Below are 20,914 nucleotides of genomic sequence, written 5' to 3'. Positions count from 1 at the left end.
TTAACTGGTAATTTCTAGTTCTACTTTTCTTATTGTAACCAAAAAATTTTTAGGCACACATGAAATTTGGAAAATTAAAAGAGAGGATTAAGTAGGTGTTTGAAAGTAAATAAAAAAACAACAGGCTCATTTTTATTTGTGCCTGTTGTTTTTATTGTTAAGAAGGCGAACGCCTTTTAGCTTTTCGTAATGTCTAGTTCCGCAAGCTTGCTCTTTAAGTAATATTCCATTCATCTTTGAAGTGGAAAAACCGTTACTCCTTCAGATGGAGATTTCAGAGCTGGACGAGCTTGCTCCACGTTTTATTGTTGCTCAGCTTTTTCTTTTTGTTCTTTTAATACAGCTTTGCGAGATAGATTTACGCGTCCTTGTTTGTCGATTTCAGTTACTTTTACTAGGATTTCATCTCCAAGTGAAACTACGTCTTCAACTTTTGCAATGCGTTCTTCTGCAAGTTCAGAAATATGGACTAATCCATCTTTACCTGCAAAGATTTCAACGAACGCGCCGAATTTTTCGATTCGTTTTACTTTACCCATATATAATTGACCTACTTCTACTTCACGAACAAGGTCTTCGATAATTTGTTTTGCACGTTCATTCATAGGTTGATCTACAGATGAAATAAATACTGTTCCATCTTGTTCGATGTCAATTTTTACACCAGTTTCTTCAATAATTTTATTGATCTGTTTCCCACCTGGTCCAATAACATCTTTAATTTTATCTGGGTTAATTGTCATCATTAAGATTTTAGGAGCAAACTCAGATAATGCCGTTCTTGGTTCACTTATTGTTGCAAGCATTGAATCAAGAATTTGCATACGACCAATTTTTGCTTGATCTAATGCTTCTTTTAAAATTTGTTCTGATAAGCCTTCAATTTTAATGTCCATTTGAAGTGCAGTTACACCTTTAGCTGTTCCTGCTACTTTAAAGTCCATATCTCCTAAATGATCTTCCATACCTTGAATGTCTGTAAGAACTGAATAATGTTCACCAGATTTAATTAAGCCCATTGCAATACCAGCAACAGGTGCTTTAATTGGTACACCTGCATCCATCATTGCTAGAGTACTTGCACAAATACTTGCTTGTGAAGTTGAACCATTTGATTCAAGTACTTCTGAAACAAGACGGATTGTATATGGGAAATCCTTTTGATCTGGAATACTTGGTTCAAGTGCTCTTTCACCTAATGCACCATGTCCAATTTCACGGCGACCTGGTCCACGAATTGGTCCTGTTTCTCCAACACTAAATTGTGGGAAATTATAATGGTGCATAAAACGTTTTGATTCTTCTATTCCTAATCCATCAAGAATTTGCACATCACCTAGAGCCCCTAATGTACAAATGCTTAGCGCTTGAGTTTGTCCACGAGTGAATAAGCCAGAACCATGTGTACGAGGTAGTAAACCAACTTGTGATGATAATGGACGGATTTCATCTAATTTTCTTCCATCAGGACGAACTTTTTCAACCGTGATTAAACGACGCACTTCTTCTTTTACTAGCATTGAAAGGATTTCTTTAACTTGTCCAATCGTCTCTTCGTCTGCTTCATTTTCTTCAAACTGAAGAACCACACGTTCTTTTACTTCATTGATTGCAGCTTCACGAGCATGTTTTTCATGTACTTGAATTGCTGCATTTAATTCTGTTTCACAAATTTCACGAATTTGTTTTTCTAATTCAGCATCAAGTTCATGAAGCTGAATTTCCATTTTTTCTTTTCCAATTTGAGCTACAATTTCTGCTTGGAATGCAATTAATTTTTTAATTTCTTCATGACCAAACATAATTGCTTCAAGCATAACTTCTTCTGGCACTTCATTAGCTCCAGCTTCAACCATGTTAATTGCATCTTTTGTACCAGCAACTGTTAAATGAATGTCACTGTTTTCTGCTTGCTCAACAGTTGGATTAATAATAAATTCACCATTAATGCGACCAACTACAACCCCAGCAATAGGTCCGTTAAAAGGAATGTCAGATACGCATAGTGCTAGTGAACTACCAAACATAGCAGCCATTTCTGATGAACAATCTTGATCAACACTCATTACCATGCTGATTACTTGTACTTCATTACGGAATCCATCAGCAAATAATGGTCGAATTGGGCGGTCAATTAGTCGACTCGCTAATATTGCTTTTTCACTTGGTCTACCTTCACGTTTAATAAATCCACCAGGAATTTTACCTACTGCATATAAACGCTCTTCGTAATTTACTGTTAATGGGAAAAAGCTAACTTTTTTAGGTTCTTTTGATGCAGTTGCTGTTGCTAATACGACAGTATCTTCGTATCTTACTAAAACTGCTCCATTTGCTTGTTTTGCTAATTGTCCTACTTCAACTGTAAGAGTTTTGCCAGCAAGCTCCGTGGAAAAAACGTGCTTTTGTTGTTCCATATGGTATAAATACCCCTCTCTAATTTACAATTCAAAGTCTAAACTAATTATGTAAAAAAATCGTATATTCTCTATTATCTCCTATGTTTAGTAAAGAAATCAACTAACGAGAAAAAGAGAATAAATATTTATAAATTTAAAATTCAATTAATCAGTAATTTTAAATCGATATGTATAAGAAAAAGCGGGAAGAATCCCGCTTTTTCTTAAAGTATCAAATTAATACTCGAATTAACGACGTAAACCTAATTTGTTAATTAATTCACGGTAACGAGTGATGTCTTTGTTACGTAAGTAGTTAAGTAAGTTACGACGCTTACCAACCATTTTTAATAAACCACGACGAGAGTGGTGATCTTTTTTGTGAGTACGTAAGTGCCCATTTAAAGAGTTAATGTTTTCAGTTAAAACTGCAATTTGAACTTCTGGAGAACCAGTATCGTTTGCATGAGTTTTGTAAGTGCTGATAATTTCGTTTTTACGTTCTTGAGTTAATGCCATGTTTTTTCACCTCATAATAATATTGTTGAACACCTATCACCTAGCAGTCGTCGGTGAATCGATTTGCCAAGCAACGGTTTTTCAAGTACTTTAATAATATTACATTGTTTTAATTATAAAAGCAAGTATTCTAAATTAGTTATTCTCGAAAATAATTTTTTACTGTTTCACGATCTTTTTGTAATTGATCGATTAACTCATTTATACCATTAAACTTCTTTTCATCACGTATTCTAGCATACCAAAAAATTTCAACTTCTTTTCCATAAATATCTTCATTAAATTCAAATATATTTACTTCAATTGTTTGTTTTTGGAACTCATGATAGAAAGTTGGTTTGTATCCAATATTACACATACCTTCATATATTTCACCGTTAACAATGCATTTTACAGCATAAACACCTACTGATGGTAATGCATACGGAATTGAAACAGAAATATTAGCTGTTGGAAATCCAATTGTTCGTCCACGTTTGTCACCATCTACAACGATCCCTTTAATTTGATACTGTCTGCCAAGTAAGTGAGTAGCTTCTTCCATTTCACCGGCTTTTATCGCTTCTCTAATTCGTGTTGAACTTACTTTCTCATCGTCTAAAACGAATTTTGAAACTGTTGTTTGTGTAAATTCACCTCTAGAATGAAACGGTAATGATTCCATATTCCCTTTACCAAACTTTCCAAATGAAAAATCAAAACCAGCAACAACATGTTTTGCATTTAAAGCAATAATGTATTGATCGACAAATTCTTGTGGTAGTAGTGTCGCAAATTCCTCTGAAAATTCAACAACAAATAATTGGTCTACACAAAGTTTCTCCATCCACTTCACTTTTAGCTCCAAAGGTGTCAAATAAGAAATCGCATCATCACGATTCCCTAGAATTGCAGATGGATGAGGATCGAATGTCATCACTGATAATAATAATCCTTTTTCATCCGCAATTTCTTTAGCAGCTTTTATGACTTGTTGATGACCTTTATGTACTCCATCAAAAAAGCCAAGTGCTAAGACCGTTTCTTTACAATCTTCTTTTTTTATTGAATGAGGATGGGTGATTTTTATTATTTTAGTCATATTATCACCTTTTCTATAATCAAGTCTCTTTTCCCATTATAGAACAACGTATAAAATTTATATAGTTTTTTCTATTGATTATGAAATACTCTAGTCGGTTTAATCACATTATTATTTTTAGGATTTGGAGTGTACATTGCAATAATTCGATTATTTTCATTGTAGACTGCAATATATTCTCCTTCTTTACAGTTCATTGTATTTGGAAAAAATCCACCGTTAAATACTCTTACTTCTTCTTCTTCATTCACATTTAGACGTGGATACTCATTAAGAGCCTGCTCCATTGTTAACATTACACGATCTAAAGTGTAATCATTCGCATATTCTTCTAATTCAGCAAAAGTAACGCAATCCTTAATCGTAAATGCGCCTGCTTTTGTTCTAGTTAAATAAGACATATGAGCTGGGAACCCTAAAAGTTCACCTATTTGAACTGCTAAAGTTCTAATATATGTACCTTTACTACAGAATACTTCAAACTTAAAAGAAATTGTATCGCCTTCGAATACTTCTCGATCATCAAGTAAAATAATTTGATATATTGTAACCGTTCTAGTTGGACGTTCAACTTCGATTCCAGCTCTAGCGTATTCATATAGCTTTTTACCATTTACTTTAACAGCAGAATACATAGGAGGAGTTTGACTAATCTCTCCTGTTAATTGATTTAATACATTTAAAATCTCTTCACGAGTAAAAACTCGATTAACCTTTTTTTGCTCAATCATTTCACCATGAGCATCCTCAGTTGTTGTAGAAAATCCTAAAGTAATTTCTCCAATATATTTTTTCCGATCATCGGTTAAATATGGTATTAGCTTTGTAGCTTCACCTACACATATCGGTAAGACGCCAGTTACTTCTGGATCAAGAGTTCCTGTATGACCAACTTTTTTTGTCTTTAAAATTTTTCTAATTTTAAAGACACAATCATGAGAAGTAAGACCCGCTGGTTTATTCAATGCAATTACACCATTCATCTTATCACCTATCATTTATTTTTTAGCATGATGAAAAATGGATAGACGAATCTCTCGCCTATCCATTCATTATCAGTTATTCTCTTTATTAATTTGAGTTAGCAATGTCTCAATTCGATTTCCATAATCGACTGATTCATCAAATTCAAAAATTAATTCTGGTGTCTTACGTAAACGAATACGTTGACCAATTTCAGAACGAATAAATCCTTTTGCTTTCGCTAATCCAATTAATGTATTTTGACGTTGTTCATCGTCACCTAATACTGAAATATAGACTTTAGCTTGTTGAAGGTCACCAGTTACTTGAACATCAGTAACAGTTACGAAGCCGATTCTTGGATCTTTAATTTTTCTACCAATAATCTCACCAAGTTCTTTCTTCATTTGTTCCCCAACACGATGTGCTCTTACTTTCATACTTTCACCTCAATCTTACAAAGCAAAACAATTCGTGCTTCATACAATTAGTTTAACTAATGTATAAATAATTATTTATTATGCTGAACTTATTCATTTGTGATAAGTCCATTATTTATTTCCAGTTTTAAAACATCTTCAAAAAGAAAATAATATGATGTTTAGTTCCAGCGACTTGCCCCTCTGGGTCATAAGCCCAATAGCAGTAAAGGTTAAAAACCAACCTTTTCTGCTATTGTTCTTATGCTTGTCGGGGATGAGCAAACGCCTTCCACATTTCGCTATTATTTACGTTTAATTTCTTCCATTACGTAAGCTTCGATTATGTCGCCTTCTTTAATATCATTGTATTTCTCGATTGTGATACCACATTCGTAGTTTGTCGCTACTTCTTTAACGTCATCTTTGAAACGTTTTAATGTGTCTAATTGACCTTCAAATACAACAATACCGTCACGAATTAAACGAACACCGCTGTCACGAGTGATTTTTCCATCAGTTACATAACATCCAGCAATTGTACCAACCTTTGATACTTTGAATACTTGACGAACTTCTGCTTGACCGATTACTTTTTCTTCAAACTCAGGGTCTAACATACCTTTCATCGCAGATTCAATTTCTTCAATTGCTTTGTAAATAATACGGTGTAATCGAATATCAACATTTTCTAAATCTGCAGTACGTTTTGCATTTACATCAGGACGTACGTTGAAACCAATAATAATCGCATTAGATGCAGATGCTAAAATTACATCAGACTCAGTAATTGCACCAGCGCCTGTGTGGATGATTTTAACTTTTACGCCTTCTACTTCAATTTTTTGTAATGAAGCAGCCATTGCTTCAACAGAACCTTGAACGTCTGCTTTTACAATGATGTTAATTTCTTTTACATTGCCTTCTTGAATTTGAGCAAATAAATCTTCAAGAGATAATTTTGAGCTTTCGTTACGTTGTTGAAGAACTGCTTTTGAAGCACGTGCTTCACCAACTTGACGTGCGCGCTTCTCATCAGCAAATACCATAAAACGGTCACCCGCTTGAGGTACTTCATTTAAACCAGTAATTTCAACTGGAGTAGATGGGCCAACTTCTTTAATTCGACGACCTAAGTCATTTACCATTGCACGTACACGACCAAATGAAGTACCAACAACTATTGGATCTCCAACTTTTAATGTACCATTTTGTACTAATAAAGTTGCTACTGCACCTTTACCTTTATCTAATTCGGCTTCAATTACTGTACCTAGTGCTTTTCGTGTTGGGTTAGCTTTATATTCTTCTACTTCACTAACTAAAAGAATCATTTCAAGTAACTGATCAACACCGTCACCGTTTAATGCTGAAATCGGAACAAAGATTGTGTCTCCACCCCATGCTTCTGATACAATACCGTGTTCAGTTAATTCCTGCATTACACGATCTGGGTTTGCTGATTCTTTATCCATTTTATTCACAGCAATAATAATAGGTACTTCTGCTGCTTTTGCGTGATTGATTGCTTCAACTGTTTGAGGCATAACACCGTCATCAGCTGCTACAACGATAATTGTAATATCAGTAACTTGTGCTCCACGTGCACGCATTGTAGTAAATGCTGCGTGTCCAGGTGTATCTAAGAACGTAATTTTCTTTCCTTCGATTTCTACTTGGTAAGCACCGATATGTTGTGTAATTCCACCTGCTTCTCCAGCAGTAACCTTAGATTTACGGATGTAGTCAAGTAAAGTAGTTTTACCATGGTCAACGTGACCCATAATTGTTACTACTGGTGGACGTTCTTGTAGACTAGCTTCATCATCAGCTTCATCAATAAAGCTTTCGAAATCTGTTTCATCAACAATAATTTCCTCTTCAACTTCAACTCCGTAGTCACTTGCTAATAATTCGATTGTGTCTTTATCAAGGTCTTGGTTGATTGTTGCCATAATGCCTAACATAAATAATTTTTTAATTAATTCTGATGGTTCTTTACCTAATTTTTTTGCAAGCTCAGATACTTTTAATGAACCTGAGAATATTATTTTATTTGAGGTGTTCTCGGTTGAGTTATTTTTATGATTCATATTTTGATTGCCTTTCTTTATCCCTGTCGTTTGTCGATCTTCAATTTGACTGCTTTGCTTTTGGCTATCAGTCTTTTTCTTTTTATTACTGTTCTTTTTTGATTTTACTTTTGTATCTTCTAATTGATAGTCTACTTCATAATCAAGCTCTTCACTAGCTTCTACATTAAATGCAGGAATTACCTTAAAAGAAGATTTTGACACAGCTTTTTGGGGTTGTTTTATCTCTACAGACTTTGGTTGAAAGCTTTTATTTAACTTTTCAACAATATCCTCTGCAATTGTGGCCATATGATTCTTTACTTCGATTTTTAAATCCTTGAGTCTTTCAATAATTTCCTTACTTGAAACATTTTGCTTTTTAGCATACTCATAAATTCTAATTTTCGTCATACGTTCACCCCCAGATTAGTCCATTAATTTAATAATGTCTGAAGTTTTGTTGCAAATCCTTGATCAGTAATTGCAACGACCACTCGAGCGTCTTTCCCAATAGCGTGCCCTAATTCAAATCGATTTTCAACATAACAAAGTGGAGTATTGTAATAAGTTGTCTTGTCTTTTATTTTCTTCGCAGTTAAATCGGAAGCATCCTTTGACAAAATGACTAGTTTTGCTCTTTTTTGCTGGACTTCTTTTACAACTAACTCTTCGCCTGAAACCACTTTACGAGCTCTAGCTGCAAGTCCTAATAAAGACAATCCTTTATTTGTCATGCTTTTTCCTTTTCAATAAACGCTAAAAGTTCTTCATATAAACTAGCATCAATTTTAGTATTTAATTGCTGTTCTAACGTATTTTTTTGCTGCGCTTGTTTTACTACTTCAACAGATTTTGTTAAGTAAGCTCCACGACCCGATTTTTTTCCACTTGGATCAATAGACACTTCACCTTCTTTAGAACGAACAATTCTTATTAATTCTTTTTTTGGTTTCATTTCTTGTGTGACAACACACTTACGTAAAGGAATTTTTCGATTCATGAGTTTACTCACTCCTCATTAAAGTCGTCAGCGTAAGCATCGAAATCATCATTAGATACTGTTACTTCTTGCGCTGGAGATGTATAGTCAATACCAATTTTATCTGCATCAGATTGTGATTTAATATCAATTTTCCAACCAGTTAAACGCGCAGCTAATCTTGCATTTTGACCTCTTTTTCCAATTGCTAGAGATAATTGGTGATCTGGTACTACTACTGTCGTTGCTTTTTCTTCTTCATTTACTAAAACTCTAATAACTTGAGATGGACTTAATGCATTTGCAACAAATTCAACTGGATCTGAAGACCAACGTACAATATCAATTTTTTCACCTTTTAATTCATTAACAATTGATTGTACACGTTGACCTTTTTGACCTACACAAGCACCCACTGGATCTAAATCAGGATTGCTTGTATAAACTGAAATCTTAGAACGGTCACCTGCTTCACGTGCTACTGAACGAATTTCTACAACACCATCATAAATTTCAGGTACTTCTGTTTCAAATAAACGCTTTAATAATCCAGGGTGAGTACGTGATACAAAAATTTGTGGACCTTTTGATGTTTTTTCAACTTTTGTAACAAATACTTTAATGCGGTCATGGATTCTGTATTTCTCAGTTGGAATTTGTTCTGTTACAGGAAGTACTGCTTCAATTTTACCTAAGTTAACATAAATTGCGCGTGAATCGATACGTTGAACTGTACCTGTCATCATATCTTCTTGGCGGTCAATATATTCTGAATATATTACTCCACGTTCTGCTTCACGAACTCTTTGTGTTACTACTTGTTTAGCAGTAGTTGCAGCAACTCGTCCAAAGTCTTTAGGTGTTACTTCTAATTCAATGATATCTCCCACCATAAAGTTTGGATTGTGTTGTTGTGCCTCTTCAACTGTAATTTCTAAACGTGTATCAAACACATTGCTTACTACTTCTTTTCTAGCAAAAACACGAATTGAACCGTTATGTAGGTTAAAATCAACTCGAACATTTTGTGCTTGATTAAAATTACGTTTATATGCTGAAATTAAAGCTGCTTCAATTGCTTCAATTACTACATCTTTACTAATTCCTTTTTCTCTTTCAATTATTTCTAATGCTGTTAATAACTCCGAACTCATTAAAAGTACCCCCTACTTAGAAAAACGTAACAGCAAGTCTTGCACTTGCGATTTTTGGTGTTGGAATTGTAATCATTTTTTTTCTAGTTTTAATTGTTAATTCTAACTGAACTTCCTCTGACGTATAGGAAATTAATTTTCCTTCGAATTTCTTTTCGTCCAGGATTGGTTCATACGTTTTAATGAAAACTTGTTTTCCAATTGCTTTTATAAAATCTTGTTCTTTCTTTAAAGGACGTTCAGCACCTGGTGAAGAAACATCTAAAAAATAAAGGTTTTCAATTGGATCTTTTTCATCTAAGACTTCACTTAGTCTTTCACTTACTGCAGCACATTGCTCCAAATCAATTCCAGACTCACTATCTATAAATACTCGAAGGAACCAGTCTTTTCCTTCTTTTACGTATTCGACATCAACTAACTCTAATCCTAGTTGTTCAATTATTGGTTGTGCTAATTCTGATACAACCTCTGTGACCTTCTTACTCAAGAAGTATCCTCCTTCCAAACATTACAAGATGAAAATTCCCTGCTATTTAGCAGGGAAATTATCTTTAGTATTTCCAATTTACGTATTTATTGTAACTTAAAATTCAAGTTGCGAAACTACGTAAGAGATGAATTGGGTCATAAGGGTAATAAGAAAGAGCAGGTTGCCCCTGCTCTTCAAGAAAAATCCCGTGCTAAATTACATCTGTATCTACTATATCATAATTCCCAAGTTTTGCAAACTGTTAAAAGCCATCGAATAAAGATAATTGGTTTTGATCAGGTAAATTTTGTAAACACCCTTGTTTATCTAAATACTCCAACACTGTTTTTGAAATTTTACTTCTTTGTTGTAAGTCTTCTTTCGAAAGGAATTCTCCATCTTCTCTAGCTGTAACAATATTTTTAGCCGCATTCGTTCCCAATCCAGGAATCGAATTAAACGGTGGGATTAGCTTATTCCCATTGACTAAAAATTCATCTGCACTTGAGCGATATAAATCCATTTTTTCAAACGAAAAGCCTCTTTCACACATTTCCAAAGCAATCTCCAAAACAGTCATTAAACTTCTTTCTTTTACTGAAGCATCTAATCCTTTTATTGCGATTTCTTCTATTTTAGCTTTAATCGCACTTGGACCTGCAATCATTGCTTCAATATCGAAATCTTCAGCACGAACTGTGAAGTATGCAGCATAATAAAGGATTGGATGGTGCACTTTGAAATATGCAATACGTACTGCCATTAAAACGTAAGCAGCGGCATGCGCCTTAGGGAACATATACTTAATTTTTTTACAAGAATCAATATACCAAGCAGGTACATTATTTTTTCTCATTTCTTCTTCCCACTCTGGTGGTACACCTTTACCTTTACGAACAGATTCCATTATTTTAAATGCTAATGAAGGCTCTAATCCTTGATAGATTAAATAAACCATGATGTCGTCACGACAACCAATTACTTCAGAAAGTGTACAAGTACCACTGTTAATTAGTTCAGATGCATTTCCTAACCATACATCTGTACCATGAGATAAACCAGAAATTTGAACGAGTTCTGAGAATGTAGATGGCTTCGTATCTTCTAACATTTGACGAACGAATTTTGTTCCGAATTCAGGTATTCCATAAGTACCTGTTTTACAGAGTATCTGCTGTTCAGTAACGCCTAGCGACTCAGGTCCAGCAAATATCTTCATAACTTCAGGGTCATCCGTTGGAATCGTTTTTGGATCGATTCCACTTAAGTCTTGAAGCATACGAATAACCGTTGGATCATCGTGTCCTAATATATCAAGTTTTAATAAATTATCATGAATTGAATGGAAATCAAAATGTGTCGTTTTCCATTCAGACTTTACATCATCAGCTGGGAACTGAATCGGTGAAAAATCATAAATGTCCATATAATCTGGAACTACTATAATTCCACCTGGATGTTGTCCAGTTGTTCTTTTTACACCTGTACATCCCATAGCTAAACGATCATATTCAGCCCCACGTAAATTTAAATTATGATCATTTGCATACCCTCTTACATAACCGTATGCTGTCTTATCAGCTACAGTACCAATTGTACCTGCACGATAGACATAGTCCTCACCAAAAAGTACCTTTGTATAATTATGAGCAGTTGGTTGATATTCACCGCTGAAATTCAAATCAATATCGGGTACCTTATCTCCTTTAAATCCAAGGAAGGTTTCGAAAGGAATATCATGACCATCTTTTTTATATGCAGTACCACATTCTGGACAATCTTTGTTCGGTAGATCGAATCCTGAACCAACTGATCCATCATTGAAAAACTCTGAATGCTTACAATTTGGACAGACGTAATGTGGTGGGAGTGGATTTACTTCCGTTATTTCTGTCATGGTCGCTACTAATGATGAACCTACAGATCCCCTTGAACCTACTAGGTAACCATCATCTAAGGATTTTTTTACAAGTTTATGGGAAATCAAGTAAATTACGGCAAAACCATGTCCAATAATACTTTTTAACTCTTTTTCAAGACGGGCTTCTACAATTTCTGGTAATTGCTCTCCGTAAATAGATCTTGCCATTTGGTAGCTCATATTACGAACTTCATCTTCAGCACCTTCAATTTTTGGTGTATATAGGTCATCCTTAATTGGTTTAATATCTTCAATTAAACTAGCAATTTTTTGAGTATTTGTAACAACTATTTCTTTTGCTTTTTCTTCTCCTAAAAATGCAAATGAAGATAGCATCTCATTGGTTGTTCTAAAATGAACATCTGGTAATCGATGTCGATTTAAAGGATTTGCTCCACCTTGAGAACCAACTAAAATTTTCCGATAAATTTGATCTTCTTTTTGTAAGTGATGTACATTACCAGTACCAACAACAATTTTTTCTACTTTTTCAGCCATTTTTACAAGCTTTGAAATTACTTCTCTTAAATGTTGTTCATTTCGAACAATTTCTAATTCTACTAAATGTAAAAGTGTCTCTGGTGGCATTACTTCGATATAATCATAAAACTCCATTAGTTTTTCTGCTTCTTCAGGAGATTTTTGAACACTTGCCTCAAAAACTTCACCTTTATCACATGCAGATCCAACTAATATTCCTTCTCGATGTTTTACTAGTAAAGATCGAGGAACTCTTGCAACTCGATGATGATAATGTATATGAGAATATGATACAATTTTAAACAAGTTTTTTAGTCCAGTTTCATTCGTAGCTAATAGAGTAGCATGTGATGGTCTTGCTCGTTTATAAGCATCACCTTTACCCATGTTATTATTTAGCTCGTCATGATAATACATATCCTGCTCTGCGGCATCTTTCAGCATTTTTAGGAGTAAGTAGCCAGTGGCCTCTGCATCATAAATCGCTCTATGATGTTGTGTTAAATTAATATCGAATTTTTTACAAAGTGTATTTAATCGAAAGTTTTTAAAATCCGGATACAAAGTTCTAGCTAACTCAAGCGTATCAATTACACCGTTATTTGTAATGCCAATTTCATATTTTTTAAAGCCCATTTGAATAAAGCCCATATCAAAAGAAGCATTATGAGCTACTAGTATATCGTCACCCATCCACTCTTTAAACTCACGAAGTACTACATCAACATTTGGGGCATCTTTTACCATTTCGTCAGTAATTCCCGTCAATTCAATTGTAGTTGCAGAAAGTGGATGATGAGGATTTGCAAATCGTTCAAATCGGTCAATGATTTCACCTTTATGAATCTTTACAGCAGCTAATTCGATGATCGTATCATAAACTGCAGAAAGACCTGTTGTCTCTACGTCAAATACAACATAGGTTGCTTCCTCTAATGAAATATGGGATGGATTATATGCTGTTGGTACACCATCATTTACTAGATTTATTTCAACGCCATATAGTATTTTTACACCGTGTTTTTTCCCAGCTCCAAATGCTTCAGGAAAGGCTTGAACAACTGCATGATCCGTTATTGCAATTGCTTCATGTCCAAACTTGCCTGCTTGTTTGACTAAATCAGCTGCTGAAACGACTGAATCCATTTGGCTCATATGTGTATGAGCATGCAACTCAATTCTACGCTCTCCTTCTTTTGCTTCGTCCTTGCGTTCATCTGGCGTTATTTCATTTATATCATTTGCAATCATGACTAAATCACGGACAAATGTATCATTTTGAACTGATCCTCTAACTTTTACCCACATACCCTTTTTAATTTTATTTAACATAGGGATATCTTCTTTATCTCTAGAGAACATTTTAACTAGTATTGAGCTCGTATAATCAGTCATTTTAAAGGTAATTAAGACACGGCCACTCTTAAGTTCACGAATTTCAGAATCGAATACATATCCTTGAAGAACTACTCGTTTTTCTTCTTCAATAATTGACGAGATTGTGTTAATTTCAGTTTCCTTAATATAATATCCAACAACAAGAGGACCCTGAGGCTCATCTCCTTCTGCTTCTTCAGCCGCCTCTTTCTTTTCTAATTCAACAAGCACTTCCATCGCTCGCTTGCGATCTTCTTCAGCTTTTTTCTCAAGAAACTCAGTTTTTTCTTCAACATTATCTTTTATCGTATTCTCAAAAAACAACTTAGGAAAACCTACTTTTTGATATAAATCTTGCAATTGAGGAACGTATCGATTTGTAAAAGCATTCTCTTCAATTAGACTATTTAAATGGATCATTACTTTATTATTTTCAACTGAAGGTACGGCAGTTTCAATATGCTGTAATATAGGGGATTTCGATTCAACAGATTGAATCATAAATGACCAGTAATCAATTACTTTTTGTTCTTCTATTTTTGGATTTTCAGTATTAATAACGACTGAAACATCTGCTATATGTTTAAAAGTTCTTAATAGACTTGTAACAAATACTTGAAATGTTGCAAAAGGTAAAACATTATCTATTTTAAAAGTAAACTGCCATTTTTTTTCACTTTTATTTACTTCAAGATTTACGATTTCCCCATTTTTGAAATACAGATCTCGCATATCTTCGGGAAACTGAAGCTGATCTAATAATAGCTGAAACCGCTCTTGACGTGTTTGTCCCATTTTTTCACCAACCTTATTATATAAATTGCAGTATATGTGTAAAAAAAATCGAAAGTACCTCTAATATAAGAGGTACTTTTTATTTGTGTGCGATTTCCGTAAGGTGTCGCTTCCACATTTATTTTATTTTAACATATTTATTTCATTCACAAGGTTAGAAATTTCTACTTCTTTACTAACTTGTCCATCTCTGGTTTTAAGTTCAACTATTCCTTCTGCAGCTTTTTTACCAACAACTACACGTACAGGAATTCCGAAAAGATCTGCGTCTGCGAATTTTACACCTACACGTTCATTTCGGTCATCTAATAATACATCTTGTCCAATCTCTTTTAACGTTTTATAAATATCGTCTGCTAAGTTTACTTGCTCTTCGTTCTTTGTATTTACAGTAATAACATGTACATCAAAAGGAGCTAAGTTTTTAGGCCACACAATCCCTTTCTCGTCATTGTATTGCTCTACAATTGCAGCTAATGTACGAGATACACCAATTCCATAACATCCCATAATGATCGGATTCGATTTCCCATTTTCATCAAGGAATGTTGCGTTCATAGACTCAGAATATTTTGTACCTAATTTAAATACATGTCCTACTTCAATACCTTTTGCAAATGAAATAGTTCCTTTACCGTCTGGTGATAAGTCACCTTCTTGTATAAATCTTAAATCTACAAAATCTTTCACATCATAGTCTCTATTGACAGTTACGTTAATGTAGTGATAGCCTTCTTCATTTGCTCCACAACAACCATTTACAATACCTTTAATTGCATTATCTGCTAATACTAATAAATCAGATTTAACTCCAATTGGACCTAGTGATCCTATTTCACAATTCATTAGTTCTTTAACTTCTTCTTTAGAGGCAAGCTCTACTGAATGTGCACCTAAATAATTCTTTAATTTAATATCATTGATTTCGTGGTCACCACGAGCAAGCACTAAAACAAAACGATCATCTGCTTTAAAAATAATTGATTTAATGCTTTTTTCAATCGGTAAGTTTAAGAATTCAATTACTTCATCGATTGTTTTTTGATTTGGCGTTTCTACTTTTTGAACTTCTTCTAATTTCTCATCAGATGGTTCGTATTTCGTAACAACTGGAGCCATTTCAATATTTGCTGCATAGCTTGATTCATTAGAAAATGCGATTGTATCTTCACCAATGTCAGATAACACCATAAATTCGTGCGTATCTTTTCCACCCATCGCTCCTGAATCAGCAACTACCGCTCTGAAATTTAATCCACAACGAGTAAATACGTTGCTATAGGCCGTAAATAAACGATCATATACTTCATCCAAGCTTTCTTGTGTTGCATGGAAAGAATATGCATCTTTCATTAAAAATTCACGCCCGCGAAGTAGTCCAAAACGAGGACGTTTTTCATCACGGAATTTTGATTGTACTTGGTAAAGTGTAATCGGTAATTTTTTATATGATTTTAATTCATCGCGAATAATGGAAGTAACAACTTCTTCATGTGTTGCCCCTAATGCGAATCCTCTTCCATGACGATCTCTTAAACGCATTAGTTCTGGACCAAAATTATCCCAACGACCTGATTCTTCCCATAATTCTTGCGCTTGCATTGATGGCATTAACATTTCCATCGCACCAGCATTATTCATTTCTTCTCGAACGATATTTGCAACTTTTTGAAGAACTTTATTGCCTAAAGGTAAGAAACTATATATACCAGATGCATTTTGTCTAATAAAACCTGCTCTTAATAATAATTGATGGCTTTTTATATCCGCATCTGCTGGTACTTCACGAAGAGTTGGACTATATACGATACTTTGTTTCAAAAGGATTCACCTCATATTTTTTCTTTTATTCTAATATTCTTTTTTATAAATTTTAAAATCGTTGCTATTTTAGTATGTGTATGTAAGCGAACGATTCTAAAAAAGAGCCTGGCATGATAAGAATCCGCTCCCACTTAAAACGGGCTAATTGACAATCAATATGTCACTAAGCCCGTTTTATAAGCAAGTAAGTCGCGGATTCTTTAACAAATACTTAAAATTACACGATTAAATTAAACAGAGCTTCTTATAAGAAAAATCTTTTAATATCGTTCCATGTAACGATGATCATTAATAACATTAAAAGCGCAAAACCAATAAAGTGAACGACACCTTCTTTTTGGCGATCTATCGGTCGACCTCTTAATGCTTCTATTGCAAAAAATGTTAGTCTTCCTCCATCAAGAGCTGGTAATGGTAATAAATTCATAATACCAAGGTTGATACTTAAAAATGCTGCCCATTTCATTAAGTAGAAAATACCTGATTGTGCAGCTTGATCTGTTACCTGATAAATACCAACTGGACCCGAAAGATTATTGATTGAGAATTGACCAGATACTAAATGACCTACTGCTAATACAATTTCTTTTGTCCATCCAATGGTTTCTGTTATTCCATATTTAACCGAAGAAAAAACATTCTTTTCGACAGGTGCATATACACCGATTAAGCCATTAACTTTATGATCGATTGTTTCTGACTTTGGAGTGATTGGAATCGAAATAACTTTGTTATCTCTCTTCACTTTAAATAATAATTCTTTACTTGGGCTTTCTCTAACAATTTTAACTACTTCTGCCCATTTTGAAACATCTTTATTATCAATTGATAAAACAATATCGCCTTCTTTTAGACCAGAAGTTTGCGCTGGACCTTTTGGAAGTAATTCACCAATTTTAGCATCATTTACTGGAGTTCCTTGAAGTAATCCCAACAAGATAAAAATGACTAAAGCTAGAACAAAATTCATCATTGGGCCAGCAAAAATGGCAATCGCTCTTTTACCTACTGATTTACTATTAAATTGTCGGTTATACGGAGCAATCTGATGACCTTGTCCTTCACTATAAATAAACGCTTTTTCATTTACATTGAATTTTGATACGCCTTCAGTTCCTTCTTCAATACCAATAATTTCTAACTTATGCTCTAAATCTATTGAATCAACTTCAACGAAACGAAGATCTTGGAAACGATCAAACTGATCAACGACAATTTTAGTAACTTCACCAATTGAGTTGAATTGTAAACCGATATGTGATCCAGGCTTTACTTGTACCATTTCTGGATCTTCTCCAGCATAACGAACATAACCACCAAGCGGCAATAATCTTATTGTGTATGTAGTTTCATTTCGAAAAAATGAGAAAACTTTTGGACCAAATCCAATCGCAAATTCTCTACATAAAATACCTGCACGTTTTGCAAAATATAGATGTCCTAATTCATGAAAAAATACAAGTGCGCCAAAAATTACAACAAACGCTATAACTGTATTCATCTAATTACCACCCTTACTTTATTAGTGATGAAACGAATTGTCTTGTTTGTTCATCAATGTTACGAATTTCTTCTAATGAAGGTTTACTTATTACATTGTGTTTTTCAAGAGCGTTTTCTATTAAATTCTCAATTTGTAAGAATGATATTTTTTTCTGTAGAAAAGCAGCTACCGCTTCCTCATTTGCTGCATTTAATACAGTTGGTAAACTACCGCCAACTTTTCCTGCGTGATAAGCATAATCCAAACATTTAAACCTGTTAAAATCCATCTCTTCAAAATGAAGTGTCCCAAATTTAATTAAATCTAATGGTTTATGATTATGAATTGGTTTTCTTGAAGGATAGTTTAGTGCATAGGCAATCGGTACTCTCATATCAGGTGTTCCTAATTGAGCCATTACACTTCCGTCATCAAATTCAATCATAGAGTGAATAACACTTTCTCTATGAAGTACTACATCAATTTTTTCATAAGGCATATTAAATAGCCAATGTGCTTCAATCACTTCTAAACCTTTATTCATCATTGTAGCTGAATCAATGGTAATCTTTGCACCCATTGACCAATTTGGATGATTTAAAGCATCTTCAATTGTAACATCCTTTAATTGGTCTCTTGTTTTATCTCTAAAGCTACCACCAGAAGCTGTGATGATTAATTTATGTATTTCATTAGGGTTTTCACCATTTAAACATTGATAGATTGCTGAGTGCTCACTATCTACAGGTAAAATTGAGACACCATATTTTTTTGCTTCTGCCATTACAATATGACCTGCTGTTACTAATGTCTCTTTATTCGCAAGTGCGATTGTTTTACCAGTTTGGATTGCTTTCATAGTTGGAACTAAACCGACACTTCCAACTACTGCGTTAACAAGTATTGTACTGTCATCATGGACTGCAACTTCGATCAAGCCTTCTTCACCATATAAAACCTTAGTATTCGAAGGGATACCTAAGTTCGACAGTTTTTCAGCCTCTACTTTGCCTGCAACTGAAACTAGTTTTGGTTTAAATTCTAAAATGATCTTAAATAATTCATCAATATTTTTCCCAGCTGAACACGCGACTAATTCAAAATCGTTCGATTGATTTCTAATAATATCTAGTGTTTGTATACCGATTGAACCAGTTGCTCCAAGTAAGCTGATTTTCTTCATTTTCATATATCTCCTTAAATACAAAAACTAATACTATAACGTAAATAGTAAATAGACGATTGGCAATGTGAAAATGATACTATCAAATCTGTCTAAAATCCCACCATGACCAGGTAATAAATTTCCTGAGTCTTTAACACCGTAGTGCCTTTTATATGCAGATTGTACAAGATCACCTAATTGACCAAAAATCGAAACAAGAACTGCTATTAGTACTAAATATAGTATTGAATGATTTAAAGTTAACATAATCGATAAAATTACTGCAACTACTACAGCACAAATAATTCCACCTATCGAACCTTCAATCGTTTTATTTGGACTAATATCTGGCCAAAGTTTTGTTTTACCAGTGGCTTTCCCAATAAAATATGCACCTGAATCAGTTGCCCAAATTACGAATAATGGAAAGAAGAAGTATGAAATGCCCATATTTCTCATCTCGTACATATAATGAAATCCGAATCCTACATACAAACTGCTTAGTACTACAAAAGAAGCATCTTCAAAAGTAAATGTATTCTTTGTAATTACCGTATATGATAAAAGTAATAGGATTAGTACAATAGAAATTTCAGTTTTACCGATTTCTATAGGAAATAACTTATTTGGTGTAATTGCTACCCATGTTAAGATTAATCCAAGTACAGTTTGTGCACTAAATAAATTAAACCTTTTCATTCTAATCAATTCAAAATAACCGATTGTGCCAAGAGCAAATACAAGTAATCCAAACGGCCATCCACCAAATATTACTAATCCTAAAAATAATGCTCCAGCTATAACTCCTGTTATAATACGCTGTTTCAAGTTCGTTCACCGCTTTCTTAAATACCACCATATCTTCTTGCTCGATTTTGATATTCTTTTACCGCATCAATTAAACATTCTTCAGTAAAATCGGGCCATAATACATCTGTAAAATATAGTTCAGAATAAGCAATTTGCCAAAGCATAAAATTACTAATCCTTAATTCACCACTAGTTCTAATTAACAAATCTGGATCCTTAAAATCACTAGTCATTAAATAACGATTAAACAATTCTTCATTAATTTCTTCTTTATTTATTTTATTATCCGATACATCTGAAGAAATTTTTTTAACTGCAGAGATAATTTCGTCTCTAGAACCATAATTTAGGGCAAAATTTAATACCATACCCGTATTATTTTTTGTTTCCTCTACTGCTTTTAATACAGCTTCTGTTGTATAGCTTGGTAATTGCTCTTTATTTCCGGTTAATCTTACCTGCACATTTTCTTTGATTAATTCAGGTAAAAATGTCCCTAGAAATTCTTGTGGTAACTTCATTAAGAATTCTACTTCAGTTTTAGGCCTTTTCCAATTCTCGGTTGAAAAAGCATATAACGTTAAAGTCTTTACACCTAATTTACTAGCAGTTCTTGCAATTTTCCGAACTACTTTCATTCCCTCATAGTGTCCTTTAACCCTAGGAAGATTTCTCTTTTGTGCCCATCTACCATTACCATCCATTATTATTGCAACATGCTCAGGAATTACTCCATCGACCCCATTTAATTGCGAACTTGGAGGTACATTTTTCTCTTCTTTATTTCTTTTAAAAAAAGAAATTAATTTAAACATCTTTAATCCTCCGTCTAAGTATATCTAATTAAAGCATTGAGTAAAAAAACCCCCTTAAACAGAGGGTCTTTTTACTCAAAGCGCTTAGTTTATTTAATTATAATGCAATAATGAAATTATGTAATAGCATAATGTGAAAAATTCATTATTTTTCTAAGCGCTAATAAGATATACCTTGCAATG

General features: G+C 33.8%; 16 protein-coding genes. All 16 read right to left on the bottom strand.

All coding sequences use genetic code 11. The features are described from left to right. Window positions 1-302: 302 nt before the first annotated feature. The 16 genes from pnp to RAH41_RS00280 all read right to left on the bottom strand — a co-directional run bounded on the left by pnp (window position 303) and on the right by RAH41_RS00280 (window position 20,731). Window positions 303-2,417 (bottom strand): polyribonucleotide nucleotidyltransferase, encoded by a 2,115-nt coding sequence (gene pnp / locus RAH41_RS00355; protein ID WP_331219762.1) that lies wholly within the window; start codon window positions 2,415-2,417, stop codon window positions 303-305. Window positions 2,418-2,648: 231 nt separating this feature from the next. Further along, entirely contained in the window at window positions 2,649-2,918 is a 270-nt protein-coding gene (gene rpsO, locus RAH41_RS00350) for a 30S ribosomal protein S15 (RefSeq protein WP_025568545.1), read from the bottom strand. Window positions 2,919-3,057: 139 nt separating this feature from the next. Beyond that, complete coding sequence (gene ribF, locus RAH41_RS00345; RefSeq protein ID WP_331219761.1) at window positions 3,058-3,999, bottom strand: bifunctional riboflavin kinase/FAD synthetase; 942 nt, start codon at window positions 3,997-3,999, stop codon at window positions 3,058-3,060. 71 nt (window positions 4,000-4,070) lie between these two features. Continuing rightward, the gene (gene truB, locus RAH41_RS00340) at window positions 4,071-4,982 is read right to left on the bottom strand and encodes a tRNA pseudouridine(55) synthase TruB (RefSeq protein WP_331219760.1); all 912 of its coding nucleotides are present in this window, start codon (window positions 4,980-4,982) and stop codon (window positions 4,071-4,073) included. A gap of 72 nt (window positions 4,983-5,054) precedes the next feature. Then, window positions 5,055-5,402, bottom strand: a complete 348-nt coding sequence (gene rbfA / locus RAH41_RS00335; protein WP_025568543.1) for a 30S ribosome-binding factor RbfA — start codon at window positions 5,400-5,402, stop codon at window positions 5,055-5,057. 284 nt (window positions 5,403-5,686) lie between these two features. Continuing rightward, the gene (infB, locus tag RAH41_RS00330) at window positions 5,687-7,867 is read right to left on the bottom strand and encodes a translation initiation factor IF-2 (RefSeq protein WP_331219759.1); all 2,181 of its coding nucleotides are present in this window, start codon (window positions 7,865-7,867) and stop codon (window positions 5,687-5,689) included. Window positions 7,868-7,890: 23 nt separating this feature from the next. Next, entirely contained in the window at window positions 7,891-8,190 is a 300-nt protein-coding gene (locus tag RAH41_RS00325) for a YlxQ family RNA-binding protein (RefSeq protein ID WP_025568541.1), read from the bottom strand. Then, the gene (rnpM, locus tag RAH41_RS00320) at window positions 8,187-8,456 is read right to left on the bottom strand and encodes an RNase P modulator RnpM (protein ID WP_331219758.1); all 270 of its coding nucleotides are present in this window, start codon (window positions 8,454-8,456) and stop codon (window positions 8,187-8,189) included. Before rnpM ends, RAH41_RS00325 begins: the two co-directional genes overlap by 4 nt. Before the next feature lie 8 nt (window positions 8,457-8,464). Then, window positions 8,465-9,589: a transcription termination factor NusA gene (gene nusA / locus RAH41_RS00315; protein ID WP_025568539.1), complete on the bottom strand. Its 1,125-nt coding sequence runs from the start codon at window positions 9,587-9,589 to the stop codon at window positions 8,465-8,467. A gap of 16 nt (window positions 9,590-9,605) precedes the next feature. After that, a complete protein-coding gene (rimP, locus tag RAH41_RS00310) occupies window positions 9,606-10,079 on the bottom strand; it encodes a ribosome maturation factor RimP (protein WP_097975469.1) in 474 nt (157 codons plus the stop codon). A 244-nt stretch (window positions 10,080-10,323) separates the two neighbouring features. Continuing rightward, window positions 10,324-14,634, bottom strand: coding sequence for a PolC-type DNA polymerase III (locus tag RAH41_RS00305; protein ID WP_331219757.1), 4,311 nt, complete (start codon window positions 14,632-14,634; stop codon window positions 10,324-10,326). 123 nt (window positions 14,635-14,757) lie between these two features. After that, window positions 14,758-16,455: a proline--tRNA ligase gene (locus RAH41_RS00300; protein ID WP_331219756.1), complete on the bottom strand. Its 1,698-nt coding sequence runs from the start codon at window positions 16,453-16,455 to the stop codon at window positions 14,758-14,760. Window positions 16,456-16,702: 247 nt separating this feature from the next. Then, window positions 16,703-17,959: an RIP metalloprotease RseP gene (gene rseP / locus RAH41_RS00295; RefSeq protein ID WP_331219754.1), complete on the bottom strand. Its 1,257-nt coding sequence runs from the start codon at window positions 17,957-17,959 to the stop codon at window positions 16,703-16,705. Window positions 17,960-17,972: 13 nt separating this feature from the next. Next, window positions 17,973-19,124 (bottom strand): 1-deoxy-D-xylulose-5-phosphate reductoisomerase, encoded by a 1,152-nt coding sequence (gene dxr, locus RAH41_RS00290; protein ID WP_331219752.1) that lies wholly within the window; start codon window positions 19,122-19,124, stop codon window positions 17,973-17,975. A 33-nt stretch (window positions 19,125-19,157) separates the two neighbouring features. Next, window positions 19,158-19,934: a phosphatidate cytidylyltransferase gene (locus RAH41_RS00285; protein ID WP_331219750.1), complete on the bottom strand. Its 777-nt coding sequence runs from the start codon at window positions 19,932-19,934 to the stop codon at window positions 19,158-19,160. A 17-nt stretch (window positions 19,935-19,951) separates the two neighbouring features. Then, complete coding sequence (locus tag RAH41_RS00280) at window positions 19,952-20,731, bottom strand: isoprenyl transferase (RefSeq protein WP_331219749.1); 780 nt, start codon at window positions 20,729-20,731, stop codon at window positions 19,952-19,954. Between the last annotated feature and the right edge of the window lie 183 nt (window positions 20,732-20,914).

The organism is Gottfriedia acidiceleris (assembly GCF_036421055.1).
Taxonomy (GTDB): Bacteria; Bacillota; Bacilli; order Bacillales; family Bacillaceae_G; genus Gottfriedia; species Gottfriedia acidiceleris_C.
This window is presented reverse-complemented; position numbering and strand designations above follow the sequence as displayed.

Excerpts from the sequence above, each read along its gene's own strand:
- rseP (WP_331219754.1), bottom strand. The coding sequence starts at position 17,959 with ATGAATACAGTTATAGCGTTTGTTGTAATTTTTGGCGCACTTGTATTT.
- RAH41_RS00305 (WP_331219757.1), bottom strand. The coding sequence starts at position 14,634 with ATGGGACAAACACGTCAAGAGCGGTTTCAGCTATTATTAGATCAGCTT.
- RAH41_RS00280 (WP_331219749.1), bottom strand. The coding sequence starts at position 20,731 with ATGTTTAAATTAATTTCTTTTTTTAAAAGAAATAAAGAAGAGAAAAAT.
- nusA (WP_025568539.1), bottom strand. The coding sequence starts at position 9,589 with ATGAGTTCGGAGTTATTAACAGCATTAGAAATAATTGAAAGAGAAAAA.
- pnp (WP_331219762.1), bottom strand. The coding sequence starts at position 2,417 with ATGGAACAACAAAAGCACGTTTTTTCCACGGAGCTTGCTGGCAAAACT.
- dxr (WP_331219752.1), bottom strand. The coding sequence starts at position 19,124 with ATGAAGAAAATCAGCTTACTTGGAGCAACTGGTTCAATCGGTATACAA.
- rpsO (WP_025568545.1), bottom strand. The coding sequence starts at position 2,918 with ATGGCATTAACTCAAGAACGTAAAAACGAAATTATCAGCACTTACAAA.
- rbfA (WP_025568543.1), bottom strand. The coding sequence starts at position 5,402 with ATGAAAGTAAGAGCACATCGTGTTGGGGAACAAATGAAGAAAGAACTT.
- truB (WP_331219760.1), bottom strand. The coding sequence starts at position 4,982 with ATGAATGGTGTAATTGCATTGAATAAACCAGCGGGTCTTACTTCTCAT.
- infB (WP_331219759.1), bottom strand. The coding sequence starts at position 7,867 with ATGACGAAAATTAGAATTTATGAGTATGCTAAAAAGCAAAATGTTTCA.
- RAH41_RS00325 (WP_025568541.1), bottom strand. The coding sequence starts at position 8,190 with ATGACAAATAAAGGATTGTCTTTATTAGGACTTGCAGCTAGAGCTCGT.
- ribF (WP_331219761.1), bottom strand. The coding sequence starts at position 3,999 with ATGACTAAAATAATAAAAATCACCCATCCTCATTCAATAAAAAAAGAA.
- rnpM (WP_331219758.1), bottom strand. The coding sequence starts at position 8,456 with ATGAATCGAAAAATTCCTTTACGTAAGTGTGTTGTCACACAAGAAATG.